The organism is Cupriavidus basilensis, assembly GCF_000876015.1.
Classification (GTDB): domain Bacteria; phylum Pseudomonadota; class Gammaproteobacteria; order Burkholderiales; family Burkholderiaceae; genus Cupriavidus; species Cupriavidus basilensis_B.
Genome location: NZ_BBQM01000012.1, coordinates 12,230 through 36,990, shown reverse-complemented (window position 1 = coordinate 36,990; position 24,761 = coordinate 12,230). Strand labels below are relative to the sequence as shown.

The following is a 24,761-nucleotide window of genomic DNA, read 5'->3' as shown; positions in this document are numbered from 1 at the left end:
GAAAAAACGCGGGGGGATGCCGCCATCATTGCGGCGTCCATGCCCCCGGCCGTGCGGCCAGCCGGCTAGGCGGCTAGGCGGCTAGGCGGCAAGCGCGTCCCGCTTGCGCGCGAGGATCTCTTCGTCGCAGCGCGGGCAGAACGGATGCTCGCCGGCAAGGTAGCCGTGCGTGGGGCAGATCGAGAACGTCGGCGTCACCGTGATGTACGGCAGGCGGAAGCGCGTCAGCGCGCGCCGCACCAGCTCGCGGCAGGCCGCGCCGCTGGACAGGCGCTCGCCCATGTACAGGTGCAGCACGGTGCCGCCGGTGTAGCGCGACTGCAGGGGCTGCTGCCGCGCCAGCGCCTCGAACGGGTCGTCGGTCCAGCCGACCGGCAGCTGCGACGAATTGGTGTAGTAGGGCTGCGCCGCGCTGCCGGCCTGGAGGATGCCGGGCCAGCGCTTGCGGTCCTCGCGCGCGAAGCGGTAGGTCGCGCCTTCGGCCGGCGTGGCCTCGAGGTTGTAGAGATGGCCGGTTTCCTGCTGGAAGGCCACGATGCGCTCGCGCACGTGGTCGAGCAGGCGCAGCGCGAAGGCCTCGCCCCACGCCGAGGTGATGTCGTGCCGGTCCGCGGTGAAGTTGCGGATCATCTCGTTGATGCCGTTCACGCCCAGCGTCGAGAAATGATTGCGCAGGGTGCCGAGGTAGCGCCTGGTGTAGGGGAACAGGCCCTGGTCCATCAGTTGCTGGATCCGCTTGCGCTTGTTCTCCAGGCTCTGCTTGCCCAGTTCGAGCAAGCGGTCCAGCGCGCGCAGCAGCGCCGCTTCGTCGCCGGCGTGCAGGTGGCCCAGGCGCGCGCAGTTGACCGTCACCACGCCGACGCTGCCGGTCTGCTCGGCACTGCCGAACAGGCCGTTGCCGCGCTTGAGCAGCTCGCGCAGGTCGAGCTGCAGGCGGCAGCACATGGAGCGCACCATGTTCGGCTCCAGCTCCGAGTTGATGAAGTTCTGGAAATACGGCAGCCCGTACCTGGCCGTCATCTCGAACAGCCGCGCGGCGTTCTCCGATTCCCACGGAAAGTCGCGCGTGATGTTGTAGGTCGGGATCGGGAAGGTGAACACCCTGCCCTTGGCGTCGCCCGCCGTCATCACCTCGATGTAGGCGCGGTTGATGAGGTCCATCTCCTGCTGCAGCTCGCCATAGGCGAACGGCATCTCGCGCCCGCCGATGACCGGCACCTGCTCGCGCAGGTCATCCGGGCAGGTCCAGTCGAAGGTGAGGTTGGTGAACGGCGTCTGCGTGCCCCAGCGCGAAGGCACGTTGAGGTTGTAGATCAGCTCCTGGACGCACTGCCGCACCTCGGCGTAGGACATGGCGTCCTTGCGCACGAAGGGCGCCATGTAGGTGTCGAACGACGAGAACGCCTGCGCGCCGGCCCACTCGTTCTGCAGCGTGCCGAGGAAATTGACGATCTGCCCCACCGCCGACGACATGTGGTTGGGCGGCCCCGCCTCCACCTTGCCCGGCACGCCGTTGAACCCCTCGTGCAGCAGCGTGCGCAGCGACCAGCCGGCGCAGTAGCCGCTCAGCATGTCGAGATCGTGGATGTGGATGTCGCCGTTGCGGTGGGCCTCGCCGATCTCCGGCGCGTAGACGTGGGACAGCCAGTAGTTGGCCGTGACCTTGCCGGCCACGTTGAGGATCAGCCCGCCCAGCGAATAACCCTGGTTGGCATTGGCGTTCACGCGCCAGTCGGCCTTGCTCAGGTATTCGTTGATCGAAGCCGCCACGTCGACCAGGGTCTTGCGGTCCTCGCGCAGCCTGGCGTGCCGGCCGCGATAGGCGATGAACGCGCGCGCGGTGTCGCAGTAGTCGGCGGCGATCAGCACCTGCTCGGCCACGTCCTGGATCTGCTCGACGTCCGGCGCCCGGCCCTGGCAGCGGTGCGCCAGCACCCGGCATACCTGCGCGGCGAGGCTGCCCGCCTGCGCGTCGCCGAACTCGCCGGCCGCGGCGCCGGCGCGGCGCAGCGCGGACCGGATCCGCTCGACGGCGAAGGCGGCTCTTTCGCCGTTGCGCTTGACGACCTCGCCGGGCACGCCCGCGGCGGCTACGGCAGCTTCTTCGGTACGGTGCTCCATCTCTTCTCCCGGCAACATTCATACTAGATATGGGCCACAGCGTACCGGTGAAACACTATATGTTGATTGACCGCGGGCAAGCGTATGGCATGTCCGGGAGCGCCTGCGCCGCCACGCCGCCGATCAGGACCACCGCCGGGCTGGCCAGCCCCGCCGCGAGCGCTTCGGCAAGCGTGGCCAGCGTGCCGGCCCAGCGGCGCTCGCCCGGGTTGCTGGCGTGCATGACCACGGCCGCGGGCATGCCGGGCCGCATGCCCGCGGCCAGCAGGGCGTCGCGGATCGCGCACAGCCGCCCCATGCCCATGTAGATGACCAGCGTGGTGCCGCCGGCGGCCAGCGCGCGCCAGTCGGGCCGCCCGTCGCCGCTGGTGTGCGCGGTGACGAAGGTCACGCCGTGGCAGTGGGCGCGATGCGTCAGCGCGATGCCCAGCGCCTGCGCGGCGGCCATGCCGCTGCTGACGCCGTTGACCACCTCCACCGCGATGCCGTGCGCGCGCAGGAATTCGGCCTCTTCGCCGCCGCGCCCGAACAGCAGCGGATCGCCGCCCTTGACGCGGGCCACGTCGCGGCCGGCCAGCGCGTGCGCCAGCGTCAGCGCCTGGATGCTGGCCTGGCTCGCCGAGCAGCGCCCGCCGCGCTTGCCCACCGATATGATGCGCGTGTCCGGCGCGGCGTAGCGGCGCATGCCGGGCGACACCAGGTCGTCCATCAGCCATACCTGGACCTGGCCGAGCACCCGCGCGGCCTTGACCGTGGCCAGTTCCGGATCGCCGGGTCCCGCGCCCACCAGCCATACCTTGCCCGGCTTCAGTTGCCTGTCCATCTCATGCTCCTCAATGACTGGTCCCCGACGAGCGGGTGGTCTTGTTGAAGACGTTGTACTTGCCGACCGGCTTGTCCATCGGCATGCGCGCGACCTCGCGCAGCGTGGCCGCGTCGTAGGCCACGATGGCGCCGTCCTGCTCCATCACGCTCACCAGCGCGTAGCGGCCGTCCCGCGTGAACTCCACGTGGGCGGCGGTGCGGCCCGGGCTGGGCGTGACGCTGGCCACCACCCGCAGGCTGTCCTTGTCGATCACCTGCAGCGTGTCGCGACGCGGGCTCATCATGGCGTCGGTCCAGGCATACGGCGTGTTCTCGTGGCTGCGCAGGAAGAAGCCCGGCCCGTTGGTGGCGATCTCGGCGACGGTCTGCCAGCTCTGCATGTCGATCACGCTGATGCGGCCCTGCTTCAGGTTGGGCGAGGCCATCACCTCGCGCCCGCGGCGCACCCACGTGATGCCGCTGCCCAGGTGCGGCATGCCGCTCAGGGCCAGGTCGGCCACCTTGCGCCCCTGCGCCAGGTCGATCACCTGGCCATGCCCGTTGCGCGAGGCGCCCAGTATGTGCAGGTAGCGCTGGTCGAAGAAGAAGTCGTCGAGCACTTCGTCGAGCGCGATCACGCGCGGCGTGAAATCGCCGCGCGGCGGCGCGGCGCCATACGGGATCTCCCACACCTCCGGGATGTCGCGCAGGGCGACGATGAAGCTCGCGCGCGGCGCGGCGTCGTACACCGCCGACACGCGCGAGGCCGTGCCGTCGGCGCCGCGCACGTCGTACACACGCGCGGGCGCCAGGTCCTCGGCATGCAGCAGCACCAGCGTCTGCGGCAGCGTGTTGCCGGCCAGCACCCATTTGCCGTCGTCGCTGACGGCGAGGTTGCGGGTGTTGAGCCCGACCCGGATCTCGGCGGCGAGCGTCAGGTTCCACAGGTCGAACTTGCTGACCCAGCCGTCGCGGCTGGCGAGGAACACGTAACGCCCGTCGTGGCTGAACTTGGGGCCGCCGTGCAGCGCGAAGCGGCTGCGAAAGCGGTAGATGCGCTCGAGCTTGTCGCCGTCGAGCACGCTGACGTGATGGCTGCCGGCCTCCACCACCAGGAACAGGTTGGCCGGGTCGGCGCTGAACACGGGGCGCGCGGGCAGGCTGCCGGCGGGGTGATAGACGATGCGCGAGGCCGCCATGTCGGCCGCGCTCCAGTCCGGCGCCGCCGCCGGCGCGGCGCGCAGCCACGCGGCCAGCGCGTCGATGCCGGCGGCGTCGAGCTGGCCGGCGAAACCCGCCATCTGGGTCGCGGGGCGGCCGTCGCGCAATACCGCCGCCAGTTCCTGCGGCCGCAGGCGCTCCAGGCTCTCCGGCAGCAGCGCCGGGCCCATGCCGCCCAGGCGCGCGGCGCCGTGGCAGGCCGCGCAGTGCTGGCCGTAGAACGCGGCGGCATCCAGCGGCACCGGCGTTTCCTGCGCCGCCGCCACGGCGGCACGGGGCATGGCAGACAGCACGCCCAGCAGCAAGGCAGACAGCACGGCGGCCAGCGCCCGCCAGCGCGGCAACCGCATGGCGGCGTTCATGCCGGCACCTCCGCGGCCAGCGGCGCCATGATCTCCGCCTCGGTCAGGTAGCAGCCCGGGTCCTCGGCCCAGGCGTTCGCGCTCACGGCATGGGCGCGCGCGCGGGTGTTGCCGTTGCAGATGGCGCGCTGCGCGCAGACCGCGCAGCGGCCCTGCAGCGGGCGCGGCCGGGCGGCCAGCCCGGCCATCAGCGGATGGCTGCGGTCGGCCCAGATCGCGCCGAACGGGCGCTCGCGCACGTTGCCCAGCGTCACCGTCCACCACATGGTGTCGGGGTGGACGTTGCCGAGATTGTCGATGTTGGCCACGTTCACGCCGGTGGCGTTGCCGCCCCAGTCCACCAGGCGCTGCCGCATGTCGGCCACGCGGGCGGGCTGGCGCCGCGCGATCCAGTGCAGCAGGTAGACGCCGTCGGCATCGTTGTTGCCGGTGACGAAATCGCCCGCGCGGCCCTGCCGCGCGCGCTCCCACACATGCGCGAACAGCCAGTCCAGCGCGGCGCGGGTGTGGGCATGGCGGGCGTTGTCGCGCTGGTGGCCGCGCGCGCGGCCCGCGTAGTTGAAGTGGGACAGGTAGAACTTGTCGATGCCCTCGGCCTCCGTCAGCGCCACCAGCGCGGGCAGTTCCGCCGCGTTGGCCTCGGTCAGCGTCATGCGCACGCCCACGCGCAGGCCGGCCGCGCGCGCCGCGCGCAGCCCCGCCAGCGCCCGCGCGAAGGCGCCGTCGCTGCGCCGGAAGCGATCGTGGGTGGCTTCGAGCCCGTCCAGGCTCACGCCCACGTAGCCGAAGCCCGCATCGGCCAGCCGCGCCGCGTGCGCGCGATCGAGCAAGGTGCCGTTGGACGACAGCGACAGATGAAAACCCAGCGCCCGCGCGCGCCGCGCCAGCGGGTACAGATCGGGCCGCAGCAGCGGCTCGCCGCCCGACAGGATCAGCGCCGGCACGCGCGCCTGCCGCAGTTGCGCCAGCACGGCGAGGGCCTCCGCCGTGGTCAGCTCGCCCTTGAAGTCGGTATCGGCCGAGGTCGAGTAGCAGTGCCTGCAGTTGAGGTTGCAGCGCCGCACCAGGTTCCAGATCACCACCGGGCCGGCGGGCGGGCGCGGGGCCGGCACCGGACCGCCGTCGCGCAGGGCTTCCATGAATCGGGACAGGCGGAACATGTTCAGTCTCCTGGCGGCAGGCGCAGCCCGGTTTTCTTGAGGATGCGGGTCGACCACAGCACGTCGCGCTCCCGGCAGGCGTCGCCCAGCAGCGCGCCGATCTGCGCCACCAGCGGCATGGCCTGCTCGCGCGTGCGGGCGTGGATCATGGCGAACAGGTTGTAGGGCCAGCGCGGCAGCCGCCGCGGGCGCTGGTAGCAGTGGCTGACGAACGGCAGCGCGCCGACCATCCGGCCGAGCGCCTCGACGTGCTCGTCGGCCACGTCCCACACCGTCATGCCGTTGGCGCGCCAGCCCAGCGCATAGTGGTTGGGGACCGCGCCCAGCCGGCGCATCAGGCCGCGCGCCTGCATCGCCGCGAAGCGCGCGATGACCTCCTGCTCGCCGATGCCGAGCGCGGCGCCCAGCGCCGCATAGGGCGCGGCCACCAGCGGCAGCCCGGCCTGCGTGGCGCGCATCAGCGCGCGGTCGGTGGCGTCGGGCCAGGCGGCATCCGCCGCATCCGCGGCAGGCGCCGGATCCGGCGACGAAGTGGAAAGCTTGGGGTACATGAATGTCTATGCCTGCAAATGGAGATGGACGTGGAACTCCCGCTCCTTGGGAAACGCCAGCACCTCCACCCCGGCGCTGGCTGCGATGCGCGCGAGCGTGTGCGCCACCGCGCCGGGGTGCGCGACCGCCAGCACGAACCACAGGTTGAAGTGATGGGTGCGCGCGTAGTGATGGGCCACCTCCGGGTGCGCGTTGATGGCCGCGATCACGGCTTCCAGGCGCGCGGCCGGCGCGTGGCACGCGCACAGCACGAAGCGCCCGCCGGCCCGCTCGATCTGGTACAGCGGGCCGAAGCGGGTCAGCACGCCGCGCGCCAGCATCGCCCGCAGGCGCGCCAGCAGCGTGGCCTCGTCGGTGCCGAGCGCGGCGGCGGCGTCGGCATACGGACGCGGCGTGAGCGGAAAGCCGCCCTGCAGGGCGTTGACGATGCGGCGGTCGAGCGCGTCCAGCGCCGCCGGCGCGTCCAGTGCGGTCTCGATGGACCGGGTTCGGGCGGCGCTCATGGGCTTGCCGGCGCGCCGGCGTAGCGCGTGCCGCGCTGCTTGTAGCACTGGCTGCCGAGCAGCACCGCGCGCGGCGCGGCGGCCAGCCCGCACTGCTGGTCGAACAGCGCCAGCGCGGCATGCAGCTCGTCCTCGCTGCGCGCGTGAACCATGACGAACAGGTTGTAGGGCCAGTGCGGCGGCCGCCGCGGGCGGCGGTAGCACAAGCTGACCACGCCGAGCCGCGCCAGGCGCTGGCCCAGCGCGTCGACGCGGCCGTCCGGCACGTCCCACACGCACATCGCGTTGCTGTCGTAGCCGAAGCGCCGGTGATGGAGGATGGCGCCGAAGCGGCGGATGACGCCGCAGGCATGCCACTGCGACAACCGCGTCAGCACGCGGTCCAGCGGCAGGCCACATTGCCGCGCCAGCGCGTGATAGGGGCGCGGCGTCAGCGGCAGGCCCGCTTCCAGCGCCGCCACCAGGCGCCAGTCGTCGTCGTTCAGTTGTTGCCGGGAAGGCATCCTGACGGCCGGCCATGCCGGCCGGGCGGCCGCGCCGCGCAGCGGGAAACCCAGGTCGATGTGGTATTCGCGCTCGAGCGGCAGGTCCAGCGGCCGCTGGCCGGTTTCGGCGGCGATCGCCGCCAGCGCCGCGTCGAGCGTGGCGCGGTGCCGCGCCCCGGCGACGAACCACAGGTTGTAGGCGTGCCCGTGGCGCGCGTAGTTGTGGCTGACGGCGGCATTGGCGCTGACGCGCGCGGCCACGCGGTCCAGCCAGGCGGGCTCCACCTTCAGCGCGGCGAGCGTGCTCACGCCGATGGTGTTGGGCGCGAAGACCGCGCCGATGCGGCTCACGCGCCCGGCGCCCAGGTCGCGCGCCAGCAGGCCGAGCACGGCCTGCTCGCTTAGGCCGTGCGCCTGGGCCACGCACTGGAAGGGCCGCGGCTGCAGCGGGAAATCGCGCTGGATGTCATCATAGAGTCGGCGTTCGTCGTACATGGTCGGTATGGGTCTACATGCCGAAGCGCTGCGCGCGCACGGTGAAGAAAATGCCGCTCGGGTTGTCGGCCGGCAGCGTGGCGAGGCGGGCGAAGCTCGCGGTGTCGTAGACCTCGACGCGGTCTTCGTCGCGGCATGACAGCCATACCGCCTCGCCCTTGGGCGTGAACTCCATGTGCAGCACGCCCCGGCACGGCTTGAGGGTGCGCACCACCTGGCGCGTGGCGGTGTCGATCACCTGCACCGTGTCGTTGTCGGGAAAGGCGAAATTGACCCAGACCTGCCGCCCGTCCGGCCGCGCCATCACGAAGACCGGCTGGCCGGCCAGCGCGACGCGGCCGCTCTCCCGCCAGCCGCGCGCGGCGTCGGCCACCAGCACTTCGTGGCGGCCCACCGCCGGCAGCCAGGCCTCGCCCTGCGCCATCGCCCAGCCGCGCAGGTGCGGCATCTTGTAGACGGGCAGGCGCGTTTCGCCGCGGCCGTAGCCCGCCAGCACCTTGCGCGACGCCGGCGGGTCCTGCCACAAATCCACCAGCGCGAGCCCGTCCTCGCCGAACAGGCCGGCGACGTACCAGCGGCCATCGGGCGTGACCAGCCCGTCGTAGGGCTCGCGGCCAGCGTCGAGCCGGGTGATGCGCGGATGCCGCGGATCGGCGGCGTCGATGATCCAGATCTCGCCGGACTCGAACAGGCTGGCGGCCAGGCGGCGCCCGGGCAGGTCGGCCAGGCCGACCACCTTGGAGCGGCGGCCGTCGCGGCCGATCGCCGGGATGTCGGCCAGCGGCTCCAGCGTGGCGGCATCGAACAGGCGGATGCCGCCGGGCGCGTAGTTCTGCGCCGCGACCACGCTGCCGTCCTGCAGGATGGCGCCGCCGATGCTGTTGCCGGCCTGCATCACGCGATGCGTCACGCGCGCGCGCAGCAGGTCCACGCGCGACAGGCCGCCATCGCGGCCGAAGACATAGGCATAGCGCCCATCGCGCGAGAACACCACGCTGGCGTGCGACAGGTCGCCGAGCCCGGCCACGGTGGCCAGGCGCGTCATGCCGGTGGTCTCCACCACCTGCACGCGGCCGGCGGCGCGCTCGATCACCACGCCCAGGTCGCCGGTGCCGCGCGTGGTCTCGCCCATGCCGCCCATGCAGCCGGACAAACCGGACAAGCCCGCGGCCAGCGCGAGCGCGGCGGCCAGCCTCAGCGGGCCGGGGAATCTACGGCGGGCGGCGCGCCCGCCTGGAGTCGTTCGATCAGCCATGCTGCCTCGTCTTGCGTCATGAAGGGTTGCCAGGGAGGCATCGCGGTGCCGGGGCGGCCTTGCAGCACGGTCGCCACCAGCGCGTCGCGCGGCTTGCCGGCCAGCACCGCCGCGCCGAGCGGCGGCCCCAGGCCGCCGCGCAGGGTCATGCCGTGGCAGGCGCCGCAGTCGTCGCGCAGCCAGCGCGCGAGTTGTGCCTGCCGCGCCGGCGCCGGATCAGCGGCGGTGGCGACACCCGCCGCCGCGCACGCCAGCGCCAGCATCAGTGCCAGCGCCAGCGAGCGCGCCGCCGCCGCGGCCCGGCCTACAGGCTCAGCACCCATCTGGCGAGCGCGCCGGCTTCCGCCTCGCTCACGCGGTTGGCCGGCATCGGGATCGGTCCCCACTTGCCGCTGCTGCCCTCGAGGATCGACCGGACCATCTGCTTCTCGCCGTCCGGGCTGCCCTTGTACTTCGCGGCCACGTCCTTGAAGGCGGGCCCGATCAGCTTCTTGTCGGTGCTGTGGCAGGCCAGGCAGGCCTTGCTCGCGGCCAGCTCGGCGCTGGCGTGCGCGGCCGCAGGCAGGAAGGCGGCGACCAGCGCCGCGGCGATGACGTTGCTTGCATGCATGAGATGGCTCCGGCGCGGCGCGCCTCAGTAGATATCGTGCTGCGTGTTGAAGGCATTGAACTTGCCGGTCGGCGTGATCAGGCGCGGGTCCTTGATCACGGTCTTGAGCGTGCGCGTCTTGTCGTCGACCACCACCAGCGCGGATTCGCCGTCCTTGGTGCCCCACACCGAGAACCAGACCTCGTCGCCGGCCTGGTTGTACTCGGCCTGCACCACGCGCTTGGCGCCTTCGCCCTTGAGCTGCGCCCACTGCGCGATCGGCAGCACCTTGTAGCCGTCCTCCAGCCTGCGGGTGTCGAACACCGCGACCGACTGGCTGAGCTTGGGATCGGGATTGAGCGGCGTGTCCACCCACAGGTTGCGCGACTTCGGATGCGTCTTGATGAACAGCGAGCCACCGCCCTGCCCCTTCACGGTCTGCACGACCTTCCACGCCTGCGCCTTGTGGCCCACCGGATCGGTCCCGAGCAGGCTGACGGTCTCGTCGCCGAGATGGCTGGTGGCCCACACCGGGCCGTACTTCGGATGGACGAAGTTGGCGCCGCGCCCCGGGTGGGGCGTCTTGCCCACGTCGACCAGCGCGGCCAGCTTGTCCTCCTTGGTGTCGACCACGGCGATCTTGTTGGAGGCGTTGGCCGCCACCATGAAGTAGCGCCCGCTGGCATCGAAGCCGCCGTCGTGCAGGAACTTGGCCGAGTCGATGGTGGTGGTCTTCAGGTTGTTCAGGTCGGCGTAGTTGACCATCATGATCTTGCCGGTTTCCTTGGCCGTGATCACGAACTCGGGATGGAAGTGGCTGGCCACGATCGAGGCCACGCGCGGCTCGGGATGGTATTCGTTGTCCACCGTCATGCCGCGCGTCGACACCACCTTGAGCGGCTTGAGCGTGTCGCCCTCCATGATCACGTACTGCGGCGGCCAGTAGGTCCCGGCCACCGCGTACTTGTCCTCGTAGCCCTTGTACTTGGAGGTCTCCACCGAGCGCGCCTCGAGCCCGACCTTGACCTCGGCGACGATGTCCGGCCTGGGCAGCCACAGGTCGATCAGGTCGACCTTGGCGTCGCGCCCGATCACGTACAGGTAGCGGCCCGAGGCCGACATGCGCGAGATGTGCACGGCATAGCCGGTCTTGACGATGGTGATGATCTGCTTGCTGTCGCCGTCGATCAGCGCGACCTCGCCCGCGTCGCGCAGCGTCACGGAGAACAGGTTGTCGAGGTTGTAGGCGTTCATCTTGCGCGTCGGGCGCCGCGCCACCGGCACCACGTCCTTGCGGCTTTTCTCGATGTCGGCCAGCGAGAATTCGGGCGGCGTGGGCGGGTCCAGCTGAATGTAGCGCGCCATCAGGTCCACCTCGGCATCCGACAGGTCGCCCGAGGTGCCCCAGTTGGGCATGCCCGCGGGGCTGCCGTACTTGATGAAGGTCTTCAGGTATTCGGTGCCGCGCGCGCGCGTGATGTCCGGCGTCAGCGGCTTGCCGGTCGCGCCCTTGCGCAGCACGCCGTGGCAGCCGGCGCAACGTTCGAAGTAGATCTGGCGCGCCTGGTCGAATTCGGCCGGCGTCAGCGTGACCGCGGCGGCCGGCGGCGATGCCGCCGTGTCCGCGTGGGTGAGCCCGAGCCAGAGGGAAAGTGGCAGCGCCGCAAGTGCGGGGAACATCCAGGATTTCGCTTTCATATGCTCTTCTTCGGCGAGTTGGGGAAACCGCTGGGTCCTGGTTGCGCGATAGCGCGCGGCAAGGAACCTTACGCGCATCATGTCGGAGAAATCCTGGCGCGCGCTTGATAGCTGTCAAGCAGTCGGCAAGCCGCGGGCACGATCGGCGCGCGCGTGCGCATGCATCGAATGCCCCGCGCCGGTGGCGCGCGTAAACGCGCCGCAGCCGCCGGGGCGGATGCCCGGGCGGCTGCCATGCTGCTAGCGCGATGCGGTCGATGCGCTCAGCGCGGCGCGGGCTCCAGGCTGCTTTCCGGCGCGCCCAGCGCCGGCGCCTTGCCGGCCAGGCCGAGCACGACCTGCAATGCCATCGCCAGCGCGCCGACGATGAACACCACGTCGCCGAAGGTGCGCACCCAGCGCAGCGTCTGCAGGATCGGCTGCTGCATGAAGGCCTCGCTGCGCGCGTACCACAAGCCCTCGCTGGCGCTGGCATGGAACTGGATGATGCCGATCGGCAGCAGGCTGGTGCCGATCATCAGCACCAGGCCCGCGTTGAGCCCCCAGAACGCGGTCTTCATCAGGCCGGGGCTCAGCGCGTGGGCGGGCCGCACGTAGCGCAGCACCAGCAGCGTGAAGCCCAGCGCGAGGAAGCCGTAGACGCCGAACAGCGCGGCATGGGCATGCACCGGCGTGGTGTTGAGGCCCTGCACGTAGTACAGCGAGATCGGCGGGTTGATCATGAAGCCGAACACGCCGGCGCCGAGCATGTTCCAGAACGCCACCGCGACGAAGCACATCAGCGGCCATTTCAGGTTGGCCATCCACGGCGCGCGCTCCTTGAGGCGCCAGTTCTCCCACGCTTCATGGCCCAGCACGATCAGCGGCACCACTTCGAGCGCGCTGAAGCTCGCGCCCACCGCCATCACCGGCGTGGTGGTGCCGGCGAAGTAGAGATGGTGGAAGGTGCCGGGCAGCCCGCCCAGCATGAACAGCGACGCCGATGCCAGGCTGGCCGCGGTCGCCATCGGGCGCGACACCAGCCCGAGCGTGGAGAAGATGAAGGCCAGCGCCGTGGTGGCGAACACCTCGAAGAAGCCCTCGACCCACAGATGCACGACCCACCAGCGCCAGTACTCCATCACCGACAGGTTGGTGCGCTCGCCGTAGAACAGGCCCGCGCCGTAGAACAGGCCGATGGCCACGACCGAAGACGTGAGTAGGGCCAGCAGGTTCTTGTCGCCGCCGCGCGCGCGCAGCGCCGGCGCGATGCCGCGCAGCATCAGCACCAGCCAGAACAGGATGCCGGCGAACTTGCCGATCTGCCACAGGCGACCCAGGTCGACGTACTCGTAGCCCTGGTGCCCGAGCCAGAAGTTGAGGTTCTCCGGCATGATCTGCGCGATCGCCAGGTAGTTGCCGGTAAACGATCCGGCCACCACCACCACCAGCGCCCAGAACAGTACGTCCACGCCGAGCTTCTGGTATTTCGGGTCCTTGCCGCCGTTGATGAGCGGCGCCAGGAACAGGCCCGCGGCGAGGAAGCCGGTGGCGATCCAGAACAGCGCGCTCTGGATGTGCCAGGTGCGCATCAGCGTGTACGGGAACCACTTCGACAATTCGAACCCGTAGAACTTCTGCCCCTCCACGGTGTAGTGGGCCGTCAGCCCGCCGATCAGCACCTGGAACACGAACAGCGCCACCACCAGGAACAGGTACTTGCCCAGCGCGCGCTGCGACGGCGTGAGCGCGAAGGTGGTGAGCGGGTCGCGCGCGGCCACCGGCGGCGGCGCCTCTTCATGGCCGCGCAGGAACGACCACGCCCAGACCAGGAAGCCCACGCCCGCCAGCAGCACCACCACGCTGGCGATGGACCAGATGATGTTCTCGCTGGTGGGCTGGTTGCCGATCAGCGGCTCGTGCGGCCAGTTGTTGGTGTAGGTGGCGCTCAGGCCCGGGCGCTCGGTGGCGGCGGCCCACGCGGTCCAGAAGAAGAAGTGCGTCAGCTTGGCGCGGCGCGCGGCGCTGGGCAGCGTGTTCTCCTTCATGGCGAAGCTCTCGCGGCTCTTGCGCAGCGCCGGCGCGTCGGAGAACAGGCTGTCGTAGTACGCACCGGTGGCGGCGATGGCCTGCGCGCGCCGCGCGGAGACGGTCAGCACGCCGCTGTCGGGGTCGGCGCGGTTGCCGCGGTACTCGGCGCGCAGCTGCTCGCGCAGCGCGGCCTGGGTCGGCCCGTCGAGCGCGGCGTAGGCGCGGCCGTAGCCATCCTGCGCGGCCAGGTCGAGCCACGCGGTCAGCTCGCGGTGCAGCCAGTCGGCGGTCCAGTCCGGCGCCTGGTAGGCGCCGTGGCCCCAGATCGAGCCGAGCTGCATGCCGCCGACCGACTGCCACGCGGTCTGCCCGTCGAGGATGTCGTCCTTGCTGAACAGGGCCTTGCCGTCGGCGCTGACGACCTGCTGCGGCACCGGCGGCGCCTTGCGGTAGACCTCGGTGCCGTAATAGCCCAGCAGCGAAAAAGTGACCGCCAGTACGGCGATCAGGGTGAACCAGAGTTTCTTGTACTGTCCCATGATGGGGTCTCGCGGTTGTCCGCGCGCTTGCCGCGCGCGCTGCTCGTGTGTGCTGCTTGTCTGTGCTGCTTGTGTGCGTCCCGTGCGTCCCGTGCGTGCTGCGCGTGCGTGCCCGCGCGCGCCGGCGGCGCGATCAGGCGTGGGCCGGCGCGGCTTGCTCGGCGTTGTCGAACAGGATGTTGTTCTCCAGATGGATGTGTTCCATCAGGTCTTCGCGGAACGTGCGCAGCCCCAGGTACAGGGCCCGCCACGTATTGCACGCGGCGCGCGGCAGCGTGATGTCGTCGGTCAGCGCGCCGAGCTGCTGCAGCGCCTGCCCGTGCTCGTCGTGCTCCATGCGCATGACCGCGATGGGGCCGCTGGCGAGCCGGCCCGGCGCGCGGGCCAGCAGCGGGAACAGGATCTGCTCCTCCTTCTGCATGTGGCTTTCCAGCTCCTGGTGCATGACGGCGAGATGATCCGCGAGGCCGCGCGGGCAGTCGGCGCGGTCGCCATGCACCTGCTCCACGCGGCGCGCCAGGCGGATCAGCTCGGGCAGCTGCTGGCGGTGCACCTCGTGGTAGCGCGCGATGATGTGGGCGATCAGGTCGACCGCGTCGGCGGCGCTCCAGTCGGCGCCGTCGCGCCGGGCCTGCGCCTGCAGCGACAGCAGGCGCGTCTCGATGGCGCGCGCGTCGAGGCCCGCGGCCTGCGCGGCCTCGCCCAGGCTCTGCTTGCCGCCGCAGCAGAAATCGAGCTGGTAGTCGTGGAACACCCGGGTGGCGCCCGGAATCCGGCGGGCCAGCTCGCCCAGCGATTGATCGGTCATGCTCATGATGTCCTCCTGTGTGGGATGTGCATCCCTCACATAGCGAAAGCCGTGCCGGAAAATTAATGCAATAAAATCAATGCCTTGGTTTTTTGACGGTATGATTAACCACGATCCGGAAACGGTAATAAGAACCCATGAGGGTTGAATTGACCATGATGGAAAACCTCCTGCTCACCGATCTGGTCGCGGACCTGCCCCAGGCCGTGCGCCTGCAGCGGCTGGTCGGCAGCCTGCGCGCCCATTTCCGCTGCGGCGCCGTGGCGCTGCTGCAGCTCGAAGAAGACCAGCTGCGGCCGGTGGCCATCGACGGGCTGGTCCGCGACGCCCTCGGGCGCCGCTTCGCGGTGGGCCTGCACCCGCGCCTGGCCGCCATCCTGGCCCGCCGCGGCGTGACCTGCTTCCACCACGACAGCGTGCTGCCCGACCCCTACGACGGGCTGATCGACGAGCGCGTCGGCGAGCCGCTGCCGGTGCACGACTGCATGGGAACGAGCCTGCACGTGGAGGGCCAGCCGTGGGGCGTGCTGACGCTCGACGCGCTGACGGTCGGCACCTTCGGCGACGAGGCGCAAGCCGACCTGCGGCGGCTGACGGTGGTGGTCGAGGCCGCGATCCGCACCACGCGGCTGGAAGCCGAGATCCGCGCGCTGCGGCTCACGCGCGGCGACGCCCCGCCCGGCGACGCGGCCCGCGACGACGGCGAGATCATCGGCCAGAGCGAGGCCATCGCCCGCCTGCTGCACGAGCTCACGGTGGTGGCCGACTCGGAACTGCCGGTGCTGCTGCTAGGCGAGACCGGCGTGGGCAAGGAGCTGTTCGCGCACCGGCTGCACCGGCTCTCGCGCCGGCGCGCGCAGCCGCTGATCCACGTCAACTGCGCCGCGCTGCCCGAGTCGCTGGCCGAGAGCGAGCTGTTCGGCCACGCCAGGGGCGCGTTCTCGGGCGCGCTGGGCGACCGGCCCGGCCGCTTCGAGGCGGCCGACGGCGGCACGCTGTTTCTCGACGAGGTGGGCGAGCTGCCGCTCTCGATCCAGGCCAAGCTGCTGCGCACGCTGCAGAACGGCGAGATCCAGCGCCTGGGCTCGGACCGGCCCCGCCGCGTCGACGTGCGCATCATCGCCGCCACCAACCGCAGCCTGCGCGACCACGTGCGCGACGGCTCGTTCCGCGCCGACCTCTATCACCGCCTGTCGGTCTACCCGATCCCGATCCCGCCGCTGCGCGAGCGCGGCAACGACGTGCTGCTGCTGGCCGGCCGCATGCTGGAGCGCAACCGCGCCCGGCTCGGCCTGCGCAGCCTGCGCCTGTCCGGCGCCGCCGAGGCCGCGCTGCGCCGCTATCCGTGGCCAGGCAACGTGCGCGAGCTGGAGCACGTCATCAGCCGCGCCGCGCTCAAGACCGTCAGCCGCGGCGCCAGCCGCAACGACATCGTGACGCTCGAGGCGGAACTGCTCGACCTCGACGCGCTGGAGCCGGCCGCGGCCACCGCCGCGCCACCGGCCGCCCCCACCCTGGCCCCCTCCCCGACCGCCACCCTGCGCGAAGCGGTGGACCAGTGCCAGCGGCACTGCATCGGGCAGGCGCTGGCCGCCCAGGGCGGCAACTGGGCGCAGGCGGCCCGCCACCTCGGCGTGGACGCCAGCAACCTGCACAAGCTCGCGCGCCGGCTCGGCATCAAGCCGGACGGCGGGACGGGCCACGCACCGGACTGAAACCCGGCTGAAGACCGGCGCCAGCCGGGCCGGCGGCCCGGCCGCCCCGCCTCCGCCGCCGCCTCGCATTCCCCATTGGAACTAGCTCCACCGGCACCCGCACATGTGCTGCCGGCGAATGGTCAACCGTGCACGCGCTCTCTACGCTGGGAGCCGATCGTCATTGTCGACACAGGAGCATGGTCATGCCCACTCAGCCTCTCCCGCGCGAGCCCGTGCCGCGCGGCGCCTATGCGGTGCTGGTGTCCAGCACCTTCGCCTTCACCATCTGCTTCGCCATCTGGATGATGTTCGCGGTGCTGGGCATCCCCATCAAGCAGCAGCTCGGCCTGTCCGAGACCGAATTCGGCCTGCTGGCCGCCACCCCCGTGCTGAGCGGCTCGCTGGTGCGCGTGCCGCTGGGCATCTGGACCGACCGCTACGGCGGGCGCATCGTCTTCTTCGTGCTGATGCTGGCCACGGTGATCCCGATCTGGATGATCTCGCATGCCACCACGCTGCCGCAGCTGCTGGTGCTGGGCCTGTTCGTGGGCCTGGCCGGCGGCTCGTTCTCGGTGGGCACGCCCTACGTGGCGCGCTGGTTCCCGCGCTCGCGCCAGGGCCTGGCGATGGGCATCTTCGGCGCCGGCAACTCCGGCTCGGCGCTGACCAAGTTCGTGGCGCCGGCGCTGATCGTCGCCGCCGGCGGGAGCTGGACCGTGGTGCCGCGCGTGTACGCGGTCGCCATGCTGGTCACGGCGGTACTGTTCTGGATCTTCTCGTCCAGCGATCCCGCCCACCGCGTGCCGTCCTCGGCCAGCCTGCGCGCGCAGTTCGCCATGCTGCGCGACCCGCGCGTATGGCGCTATTCGCAGTACTACTCGGTGGTGTTCGGCGGCTATGTCGGCCTGTCGCTGTGGATGACCAAGTACTACATCGGCGAATACGGCTTCGACATCAAGATCGCCGCGCTGCTGGCGGCCTGCTTCTCGCTGCCGGGCGGCGTGCTGCGCGCCATCGGCGGCTGGATCTCCGACCGCTACGGCGCGCACCGCACCACGTGGTGGGTGATGTGGGTGTGCTGGGTGGCGTTCTTCGTGCTCAGCTATCCGCAGACCGACTTCATCATCCACACCGCGCGCGGCCCGCAGGCGTTCCACATCGGCCTGTCGGCGCTGCCGTTCACGGTGCTGCTGTTCGTCGTCGGCATCGCGATGGCGGTGGGCAAGGCCTCGGTGTTCAAGTTCATCGCCAACGACTTCGGCCACAACCTCGGCGCCGTCTCCGGCGTGGTGGGGCTGGCCGGCGGCCTGGGCGGCTTCATCCTGCCGGTGCTGTTCGGCCTGCTGGCGGACCTCAGCGGCGTGCGCAGCAGTTGTTTCATGCTGCTGTACGGCACGGTCTGCGTGAGCCTGGTGTGGATGCACTACAGCCAGCGCGGCGGCCCCGACGCGGCCGCCGCCACCACCACCGCCACCACCGCGCGCGTGCCCGCGGCGCAGCCGGCCTCGGCATGAGCGCGCCCGCGGCCCGCCCGCGCCGCCTTCCGCATTCCTCTTCTTCGTTCCGACCCACAGGACAGTCATGTCAAGTTCCGTATTAACCCGCTGGGAGCCAGAAAGCACCGCTTTCTGGCGCGCCCAGGGCGAGCGCATCGCCTACCGCAACCTGTGCATCTCGATCGCCGCGCTGATGCTCGCCTTCGCCATCTGGATGCTGTGGAGCGTGGTGGCGGTCAACCTCGACCGCGCCGGCTTCCGCTTCACCAAGAACCAGCTGTTCTGGCTCACCGCGCTGCCCGCGCTGTCGGGCGCCACGCTGCGCATCTTCTATGCGTTCCTGGTGCCGATCTTCGGCGGCCGGCGCTTCACGGCGATCTCCACCGCCACGCTGCTGGTGCCGGCGCTGGGCATGGGCTTCGCGCTGCGCGACCCCACCACGAGCTATCCCACGCTGCTGGTGCTGGCGCTGCTGTGCGGCTTCGGCGGCGCCAACTTCAGCTCGTCGATGTCCAACATCAGCTTCTTCTTTCCCAAGGCCAAGAAGGGCCTGGCGACCGGGCTCAATGCCGGCATCGGCAACCTGGGCGTGTCGGTGGTGCAGTTCCTCACCCCGCTGGTGGTCTCGGTGGGGCTGTTCGGCGCGCTCGGCGGCGACGCCCAGACCTACCAGGCCGGCGAGGTCGGCAAGAGCCTGTGGCTGCAGAACGCCGGCTTCATCTGGGTGCCGTTCATCGTGGTGGCCACGCTGGCGGCCTGGTTCGGCATGAACGACATCGCCGACGCGCGCGCCTCGTTCGCCGACCAGGCGGTGATCTTCAAGCGCAAGCACAACTGGCTGATGTGCTGGCTGTACGTGGGCACCTTCGGCTCGTTCATCGGCTTCTCGGCCGGCTTCGCGCTGCTCACCAAGTCGCAGTTCCCCGGCGTCAACCCCACCGCCTACGCCTTCCTCGGGCCGCTGGTGGGCGCGCTGATGCGCCCGGTCGGCGGCTGGGTGTCGGACAAGCTCGGCGGGGCCCGGGTCACGCTGTGGTGCTTCGCGGCGATGATCGCCGCCGTGCTCGGCGTGCTGGCCGCGCTGCCGCACGGCTGGGCGGGCGGCGCCGGCGGCAGCTTCCCCCTGTTCCTGGCCGCGTTCGTGGTGCTGTTCGCGCTGACCGGCGTCGGCAACGGCTCGACCTTCCGCATGATCCCGGTGATCTTCATGACCGAGCGCCAGCGCGCCGCGCGCGGCAAGGACGAGGCCGCGCAGCGGCAGGCACTGCTGGACGCCGGCAAGGAATCAGCCGCGGTGCTGGGCTTTTCCGGCGCCATCGGCGCCTATGGCGGCTTCTTCATTCCCAAGAGCTTCGGCACCTCGCTGGAGCTGACCGGCTCGGCCGACGCCGCGCTGTACTGCTTCGTCGCGTTCTACCTGAGCTGCATGCTGGTGACGTGGTGGCACTACGCGCGCAAGAACGCGCCGATGCCCTGCTGACACTCCCGCCCGCCCTGCCGGCCTAGTTCTTCCGAACTAGGCGGCGGCGGCCGGACTAGCCCGAGCGCATCGCGCCCTACTCCTCCACCAGCGAATGGGCAGCGCCGCGCCCTGCCCATAAGCTGAGCACATCCCTGGACCGCTTCCCCAACGGTCAGCAAAAGCCCTCGCGGAGAACAACAATGAGTCATTTCCTGGATCGACTGAAATTCATGTCGCGCGTCAAGTCCACCTTCGCGGACGGGCACGGCGCCGTGGTGGACGAAGACCGCCGGTGGGAGAACGGATACCGCAACCGCTGGCAGCACGACAAGATCGTGCGCTCCACCCACGGCGTGAACTGCACCGGCTCGTGCTCGTGGAAGGTGTACGTCAAGAACGGACTGATCACCTGGGAGACGCAGCAGACCGACTATCCGCGCACCCGCCCGGACCTGCCCAACCACGAGCCGCGCGGCTGCCCGCGCGGCGCCTCGTACAGCTGGTACGTCTATTCCGCGCAGCGCGTGAAATACCCGATGATCCGCGGGCGCCTGATGGAGATGTGGCGCGAGGCCCGCAAGACCCTCGACCCGGTGGCCGCCTGGGCCTCGATCAGCCAGGACCCGGTCAAGGCGCGGCGCTACAAGAGCGTGCGCGGCCAGGGCGGCTTCGTGCGCGCCGACTGGGACACCGCCACCGAGATCATCGCCGCGGCCAACGCCTTCACCATCAAGCGCTTCGGCCCCGACCGCGTGGTCGGCTTCTCGCCGATTCCCGCCATGTCGATGGTGTCCTACGCCGCCGGCGCGCGCTACCTGAGCCTGCTGGGCGGGGTCTGCCTGTCGTTCTACGACTGGTACTGCGACCTGCCGCCGGCCAGCCCGCAGGTCTGGGGCGAGCAGACCGACGTGCCGGAATCGGCCGACTGGTACAACGCCACCTACCTGATGGTGTGGGGCTCCAACGTGCCGCAGACGCGCACCCCGGACGCGCACTTCTACACCGAGGTCCGCTACAAGGGCACCAAGACCGTGGCGGTGTCGTCCGACTTCGGCGAGATGGTCAAGTTCGGCGACATCTGGCTGGCCCCCAAGCAGGGCACGGACGCCGCGCTGGCGATGGCGATGGGCCACGTGGTGCTCAAGGAATTCCACCTGAACGGCCGCTCCGCTTACTTCCGCGACTACCTCAAGCAGTACACCGACATGCCGATGCTGGTGCTGCTGCGCGACAACGGCGGCACGCTGGTGCCCGACCACTTCCTGCGCGCCTCCCACCTGGCCGGCGCGCGCGGCGAGGCCAACAACCCGGAATGGAAGACGCTGGTGATCGACGCCGCCAGCGGCGACTTCGCCGTGCCCAACGGCACCATCGGCTTCCGCTGGGGCGAGGCCGCGCACAACGGCGGCGAGAAGGTGGGCCGCTGGAACCTGGAGATGAAGGACGGCGGCAGCGGCCGCGCGCTCGACCCGCTGCTCTCGCTGATAGCCACCGGGCACGAGGTGGCCGAGGTCGGCTTCCCGTATTTCGGCGCCGAGCACGACGCGCTGCTCAAGCGCCGCGTGCCGGCCCGGCGCATCACGCTGGCCGACGGCAGCAGCGCGCTGGTGGCCACCGTCTATGACCTGCAGATGGCCAACTACGGCGTGGACCAGGGCCTCGGCGGCGACAACGTGGCCACCTCGTTCGACGACGACGTGCCGTACACGCCGGCCTGGCAGGAAAAGCACACCACCGTGCCGCGCCACCTGGTGATCCAGGTCGCGCGCGAGTTCGCCGACAACGCCGACCGCACCCAGGGCAAGAGCATGGTGATCGTCGGCGCCGCGCTCAACCACTGGTACCACAACGACATGATCTACCGCGGCATCATCAACCTGCTGATGATGTGCGGCTGCGTGGGCAAGAGCGGCGGCGGCTGGGCGCACTACGTGGGCCAGGAAAAGCTGCGCCCGCAGTTCGGCTGGGCGCCGCTGGCCTTCGGCCTGGACTGGTCGCGCCCGCCGCGCCAGATGAACGGCACCTCGTTCTTCTACAGCCACACCAGCCAGTGGCGCCACGAGAAGCTCGCCGTGGACGAGATCCTCGCCCCGACCGCCGACAAGGCCCGCTACCAGAACCTCTCGCTGCTGGATCTCAACGCCCGCTCGGAGCGCATGGGCTGGCTGCCCTCGGCGCCGCAGTTGAGCAGCAACCCGCTCGACGTCGCCGACGCGGCCGAAGCCGCCGACCAGGACCCGGTCGCCTACACCGTGGCGCAGCTCAAGTCCGGCGGCCTGCAGTTCGCCTGCGACGACCCCGACAACCCGGCCAACTTCCCGCGCAACATGTTCGTCTGGCGCTCGAACATCCTCGGCAGCTCGGGCAAGGGGCACGAGTATTTCCTCAAGTACCTGCTCGGCACTCAGAACGCGCTGTTCGGCGACGAGGCCGACGCCATCACGCCGAGCGAGGTCACGGTGCGCCCGGCCGCCGAGGGCAAGCTCGACCTGCTGACCGTGCTCGACTTCCGCATGAGCACCACCTGCCTGTACGGCGACGTGGTGCTGCCCACCGCCACCTGGTACGAGAAGGACGACCTCAACACCAGCGACATGCACCCGTTCATTCATCCGCTCTCGGAGGCGGTGCAGCCGCTGTGGGAAAGCCGCACGGACTGGGAGATCTACAAGGCCATCGCGAAGAAGTTCAGCGAGATCGGCGGCGCCCACCTGGGCACCCGCACCGACCTGGTGTGCACGCCGCTGCTGCACGACACCCCGGGCGAGCTGGCCCAGCCGTTCGAGCCGAAGGACTGGAAGCGCGGCGAGTGCGAGCTGATTCCCGGCAAGACCGCGCCGTCGATGACGGTGGTCGAGCGCAACTATGCCGACATCTACAAGAAGTTCACCTCGATCGGGCCGCTGCTCGACAAGCTCGGCAACGGCGGCAAGGGCATCAACTGGGATACCCGCCACGAAGTCGGCGAGATCGGCGCGCTCAGCAAGACCGTGGACGAGCCCGGCGTGAGCCAGGGCCGCCCGCGGCTGGACACCGCCATCGACGCCGCCGAGATGATCCTGACCTTCGCGCCGGAGACCAACGGGCACGTCGCGGTGAAGGCGTGGGAGGCGCTGTCGCGCATCACCGGGCGCGAGCACGCGCACCTGGCCAACGGGCGCGAGCACGACAAGATCCGCTTCCGCGACGTGCAGGTGCAGCCGCGCAAGATCATCTCCGCGCCCACCTGGTCCGGGCTGGAATCGGAAGAGGTCAGCTACAACGCCGGCTACACCAACGTGCACGAGCTGATCCCCTGGCGCACCCTGACCGGCCGCCAGCAGTTCTACCAGGACCACCGCTGGATGCTGGACTTCGGTGAAGGCAGCTGCGTCTACAAGCCGGCCATCGACACCAAGACCACCGCGCCGATGCTCGGCGCCCGGCCCAACGGCAACCCGGAGCTGGTGCTGAACTGGATCACGCCGCACCAGAAGTGGGGCATCCACTCCACCTACTCGGACAACCTGCGCATGCTGACGCTGTCGCGCGGCGGGCCGCACGTGTGGATCTCGGAGAGCGAGGCCAAGGCCAGCGGCATCCGCGACAACGACTGGGTGGAAGTCTTCAACGTCAACGGCACGCTGACCGCGCGCGTGGTGGTGTCGCAGCGCGTGCCCAAGGGCATGTGCCTGATGTACCACGCCCAGGAGAAGATCGTGAACGTGCCCGGCGCCGAGACCAGCGGCATGCGCGGCGGCATCCACAACTCCGTGACCCGCACCGTCACCAAGCCCACCCACATGATCGGCGGCTACGCGCAGCTGGCCTACGGCTTCAACTACTACGGCACCGTCGGCAGCAACCGCGACGAGTTCGTGATCCTGCGCAAGATGAACAAGGTCGACTGGCTGGAAGGCCCGCTGGTGGAACAACAAGCGAAGGAAGGAGCCGCGCAATGAAAATCCGTGCCCAGGTAGCCATGGTCCTCAACCTGGACAAATGCATCGGCTGCCATACCTGCTCGATTACCTGCAAGAACGTCTGGACCAGCCGCGACGGCGTGGAATACGCATGGTTCAACAACGTCGAGACCAAGCCCGGCATCGGCTATCCCAAGGAATGGGAGAACCAGGACAAGTGGCTCGGCGGCTGGACGCGCAACGCCGCCGGCAAGCTCGAGCCGCGCCAGGGCAGCCGGCTCGGCATCCTGGCCAAGCTGTTCACCAACCCCAACCTGCCGCAGATCGACGAATACTACGAGCCGTTCACCTACGACTACGAGCACCTGCAGAAGGCGCCGCTGGTGCAGACGCCGCCCACCGCGCGCCCGGTCTCGGTGCTGACCGGCAAGAAGATGGAAAAGATCGAATGGGGCCCGAACTGGGAGGACGACCTCGGCGGCGAGTTCGGCGCGCGCAGCAAGGACAAGCTGTTCGACGACGTGCAGAAGGAGATGTACTCGACCTTCGAGAACACCTTCATGATGTACCTGCCGCGCCTGTGCGAGCACTGTCTGAACCCGGCCTGCGTGGCCTCGTGCCCGTCCGGCTCGATCTACAAGCGCGAAGACGACGGCATCGTGCTGGTCGACCAGGACAAGTGCCGCGGCTGGCGCATGTGCATCTCCGGCTGCCCGTACAAGAAGATCTACTACAACTGGCAGAGCGGCAAGGCCGAGAAATGCCTGTTCTGCTATCCGCGCATCGAGGCCGGCCAGCCCACGGTGTGCGCGGAGACCTGCGTCGGGCGCATCCGCTACCTCGGCGTGATGCTGTACGACGCCGACCGCATCCAGGACGCCGCCGCGGTGGAGAACCCGCAGGATCTCTACCAGTCGCAACTGGACATCTTCCTCGACCCGCACGACCCCGCGGTCCAGGCCGAGGCGCTGCGCCAGGGCATCGCGCAGAGCTGGCTGGACGCCGCGTGCAAGTCGCCCGTGTACAAGATGGCGTGCGAATGGAAGGTGGCCTTCCCGCTGCACCCCGAGTACCGCACGCTGCCGATGGTGTGGTACATCCCGCCGCTGTCGCCGATCCAGTCCGCCGCCGCGGCGGGCCACATGGGCATGGACGGCGTGATCCCGGACGTGAAGAGCCTGCGCATCCCGGTCAAGTACCTGGCCAATCTGCTGACCGCGGGCGAGGTGGCGCCGGTGCTCAAGGCGCTCGAGCGGATGCTGGCCATGCGCGCCTACAAGCGCTCGGAAGTGGTCGACGGCGCGCAGGACCTGGCCGTGCTGCAGCAGGTCGGCCTCACGCCGGCGCAGGTGGAGGACATGTACCAGATCATGGCGATCGCCAACTACGAGGACCGCTTCGTGATCCCGTCCTCGCACAAGGAGATGGTGGAGGACAGCTTCAACGACAAAGCCAGCTGCGGCTTCACCTTCGGCAACGGCTGCTCGGGCGGCACCTCGGACGGCTCGCTGTTCGGCAAGAAGCCGCAAGGCAGCGTGGTGTTCGCCGACATGCCGAAATCGCGCAAGAAAGCCGTGGCGACGTGACCGGCGCCCTGTAACC

General features: G+C 70.1%; 18 protein-coding genes. 5 read left to right on the top strand and 13 right to left on the bottom strand.

Annotated elements, in window-relative coordinates; translation table 11 throughout:
- Positions 1-81: 81 nt before the first annotated feature.
- The 13 genes from KF708C_RS07945 to ytfE form a co-directional block, all read right to left on the bottom strand.
- On the bottom strand, positions 82-2,121 hold the full coding sequence (locus KF708C_RS07945) for a ribonucleoside triphosphate reductase (RefSeq protein WP_059411408.1): 2,040 nt from the start codon (positions 2,119-2,121) through the stop codon (positions 82-84).
- A gap of 55 nt (positions 2,122-2,176) precedes the next feature.
- Positions 2,177-2,944, bottom strand: a complete 768-nt coding sequence (gene cobA, locus KF708C_RS07940; protein WP_020203217.1) for a uroporphyrinogen-III C-methyltransferase — start codon at positions 2,942-2,944, stop codon at positions 2,177-2,179.
- Between the two features lie 10 nt (positions 2,945-2,954).
- On the bottom strand, positions 2,955-4,427 hold the full coding sequence (locus tag KF708C_RS07935; RefSeq protein ID WP_082079508.1) for a nitrite reductase: 1,473 nt from the start codon (positions 4,425-4,427) through the stop codon (positions 2,955-2,957).
- Positions 4,428-4,504: 77 nt separating this feature from the next.
- Complete coding sequence (gene nirJ, locus KF708C_RS07930; protein ID WP_059411407.1) at positions 4,505-5,668, bottom strand: heme d1 biosynthesis radical SAM protein NirJ; 1,164 nt, start codon at positions 5,666-5,668, stop codon at positions 4,505-4,507.
- Positions 5,669-5,670: 2 nt separating this feature from the next.
- The gene (ahbB, locus tag KF708C_RS07925; protein WP_043366638.1) at positions 5,671-6,126 is read right to left on the bottom strand and encodes a siroheme decarboxylase subunit beta; all 456 of its coding nucleotides are present in this window, start codon (positions 6,124-6,126) and stop codon (positions 5,671-5,673) included.
- Between the two features lie 99 nt (positions 6,127-6,225).
- On the bottom strand, positions 6,226-6,723 hold the full coding sequence (locus KF708C_RS07920) for an Lrp/AsnC family transcriptional regulator (protein ID WP_059411406.1): 498 nt from the start codon (positions 6,721-6,723) through the stop codon (positions 6,226-6,228).
- Positions 6,720-7,703, bottom strand: coding sequence for a siroheme decarboxylase subunit beta (ahbB, locus tag KF708C_RS07915; RefSeq protein ID WP_020203212.1), 984 nt, complete (start codon positions 7,701-7,703; stop codon positions 6,720-6,722). Before ahbB (KF708C_RS07915) ends, KF708C_RS07920 begins: the two co-directional genes overlap by 4 nt.
- Positions 7,704-7,716: 13 nt before the next feature.
- Positions 7,717-8,958 carry a cytochrome D1 domain-containing protein gene (locus KF708C_RS07910; RefSeq protein ID WP_059411405.1) on the bottom strand — a complete coding sequence of 414 codons (1,242 nt, stop codon included), beginning with the start codon at positions 8,956-8,958 and terminating at the stop codon, positions 7,717-7,719.
- Positions 8,898-9,221: a c-type cytochrome gene (locus KF708C_RS07905; protein ID WP_156173785.1), complete on the bottom strand. Its 324-nt coding sequence runs from the start codon at positions 9,219-9,221 to the stop codon at positions 8,898-8,900. The genes KF708C_RS07910 and KF708C_RS07905 overlap by 61 nt, the downstream gene beginning before the upstream one ends.
- A 41-nt stretch (positions 9,222-9,262) precedes the next feature.
- Positions 9,263-9,568 (bottom strand): c-type cytochrome, encoded by a 306-nt coding sequence (locus KF708C_RS07900; protein ID WP_020203209.1) that lies wholly within the window; start codon positions 9,566-9,568, stop codon positions 9,263-9,265.
- 24 nt (positions 9,569-9,592) lie between these two features.
- A complete protein-coding gene (locus KF708C_RS07895) occupies positions 9,593-11,245 on the bottom strand; it encodes a nitrite reductase (RefSeq protein WP_020203208.1) in 1,653 nt (550 codons plus the stop codon).
- 263 nt (positions 11,246-11,508) lie between these two features.
- Positions 11,509-13,794 (bottom strand): nitric-oxide reductase large subunit, encoded by a 2,286-nt coding sequence (locus KF708C_RS07890; RefSeq protein WP_020203207.1) that lies wholly within the window; start codon positions 13,792-13,794, stop codon positions 11,509-11,511.
- Between the two features lie 133 nt (positions 13,795-13,927).
- Positions 13,928-14,608, bottom strand: a complete 681-nt coding sequence (ytfE, locus tag KF708C_RS07885; RefSeq protein WP_059411403.1) for an iron-sulfur cluster repair protein YtfE — start codon at positions 14,606-14,608, stop codon at positions 13,928-13,930.
- Between the two features lie 149 nt (positions 14,609-14,757).
- Between ytfE and norR the strand changes: the two genes are divergently transcribed.
- The 5 genes from norR (at position 14,758) to narH (ending at position 24,745) form a co-directional block, all read left to right on the top strand.
- On the top strand, positions 14,758-16,317 hold the full coding sequence (norR, locus tag KF708C_RS07880; RefSeq protein ID WP_059411402.1) for a nitric oxide reductase transcriptional regulator NorR: 1,560 nt from the start codon (positions 14,758-14,760) through the stop codon (positions 16,315-16,317).
- A 185-nt stretch (positions 16,318-16,502) separates the two neighbouring features.
- Positions 16,503-17,813 (top strand): MFS transporter, encoded by a 1,311-nt coding sequence (locus KF708C_RS07875; RefSeq protein ID WP_156173764.1) that lies wholly within the window; start codon positions 16,503-16,505, stop codon positions 17,811-17,813.
- 67 nt (positions 17,814-17,880) lie between these two features.
- Positions 17,881-19,275, top strand: a complete 1,395-nt coding sequence (locus tag KF708C_RS07870; RefSeq protein WP_020206252.1) for a NarK family nitrate/nitrite MFS transporter — start codon at positions 17,881-17,883, stop codon at positions 19,273-19,275.
- A gap of 182 nt (positions 19,276-19,457) precedes the next feature.
- Positions 19,458-23,198, top strand: a complete 3,741-nt coding sequence (locus tag KF708C_RS07865) for a nitrate reductase subunit alpha (RefSeq protein ID WP_059411400.1) — start codon at positions 19,458-19,460, stop codon at positions 23,196-23,198.
- Entirely contained in the window at positions 23,195-24,745 is a 1,551-nt protein-coding gene (gene narH, locus KF708C_RS07860) for a nitrate reductase subunit beta (RefSeq protein ID WP_059411399.1), read from the top strand. Before KF708C_RS07865 ends, narH begins: the two co-directional genes overlap by 4 nt.
- Positions 24,746-24,761 lie beyond the last annotated feature (16 nt).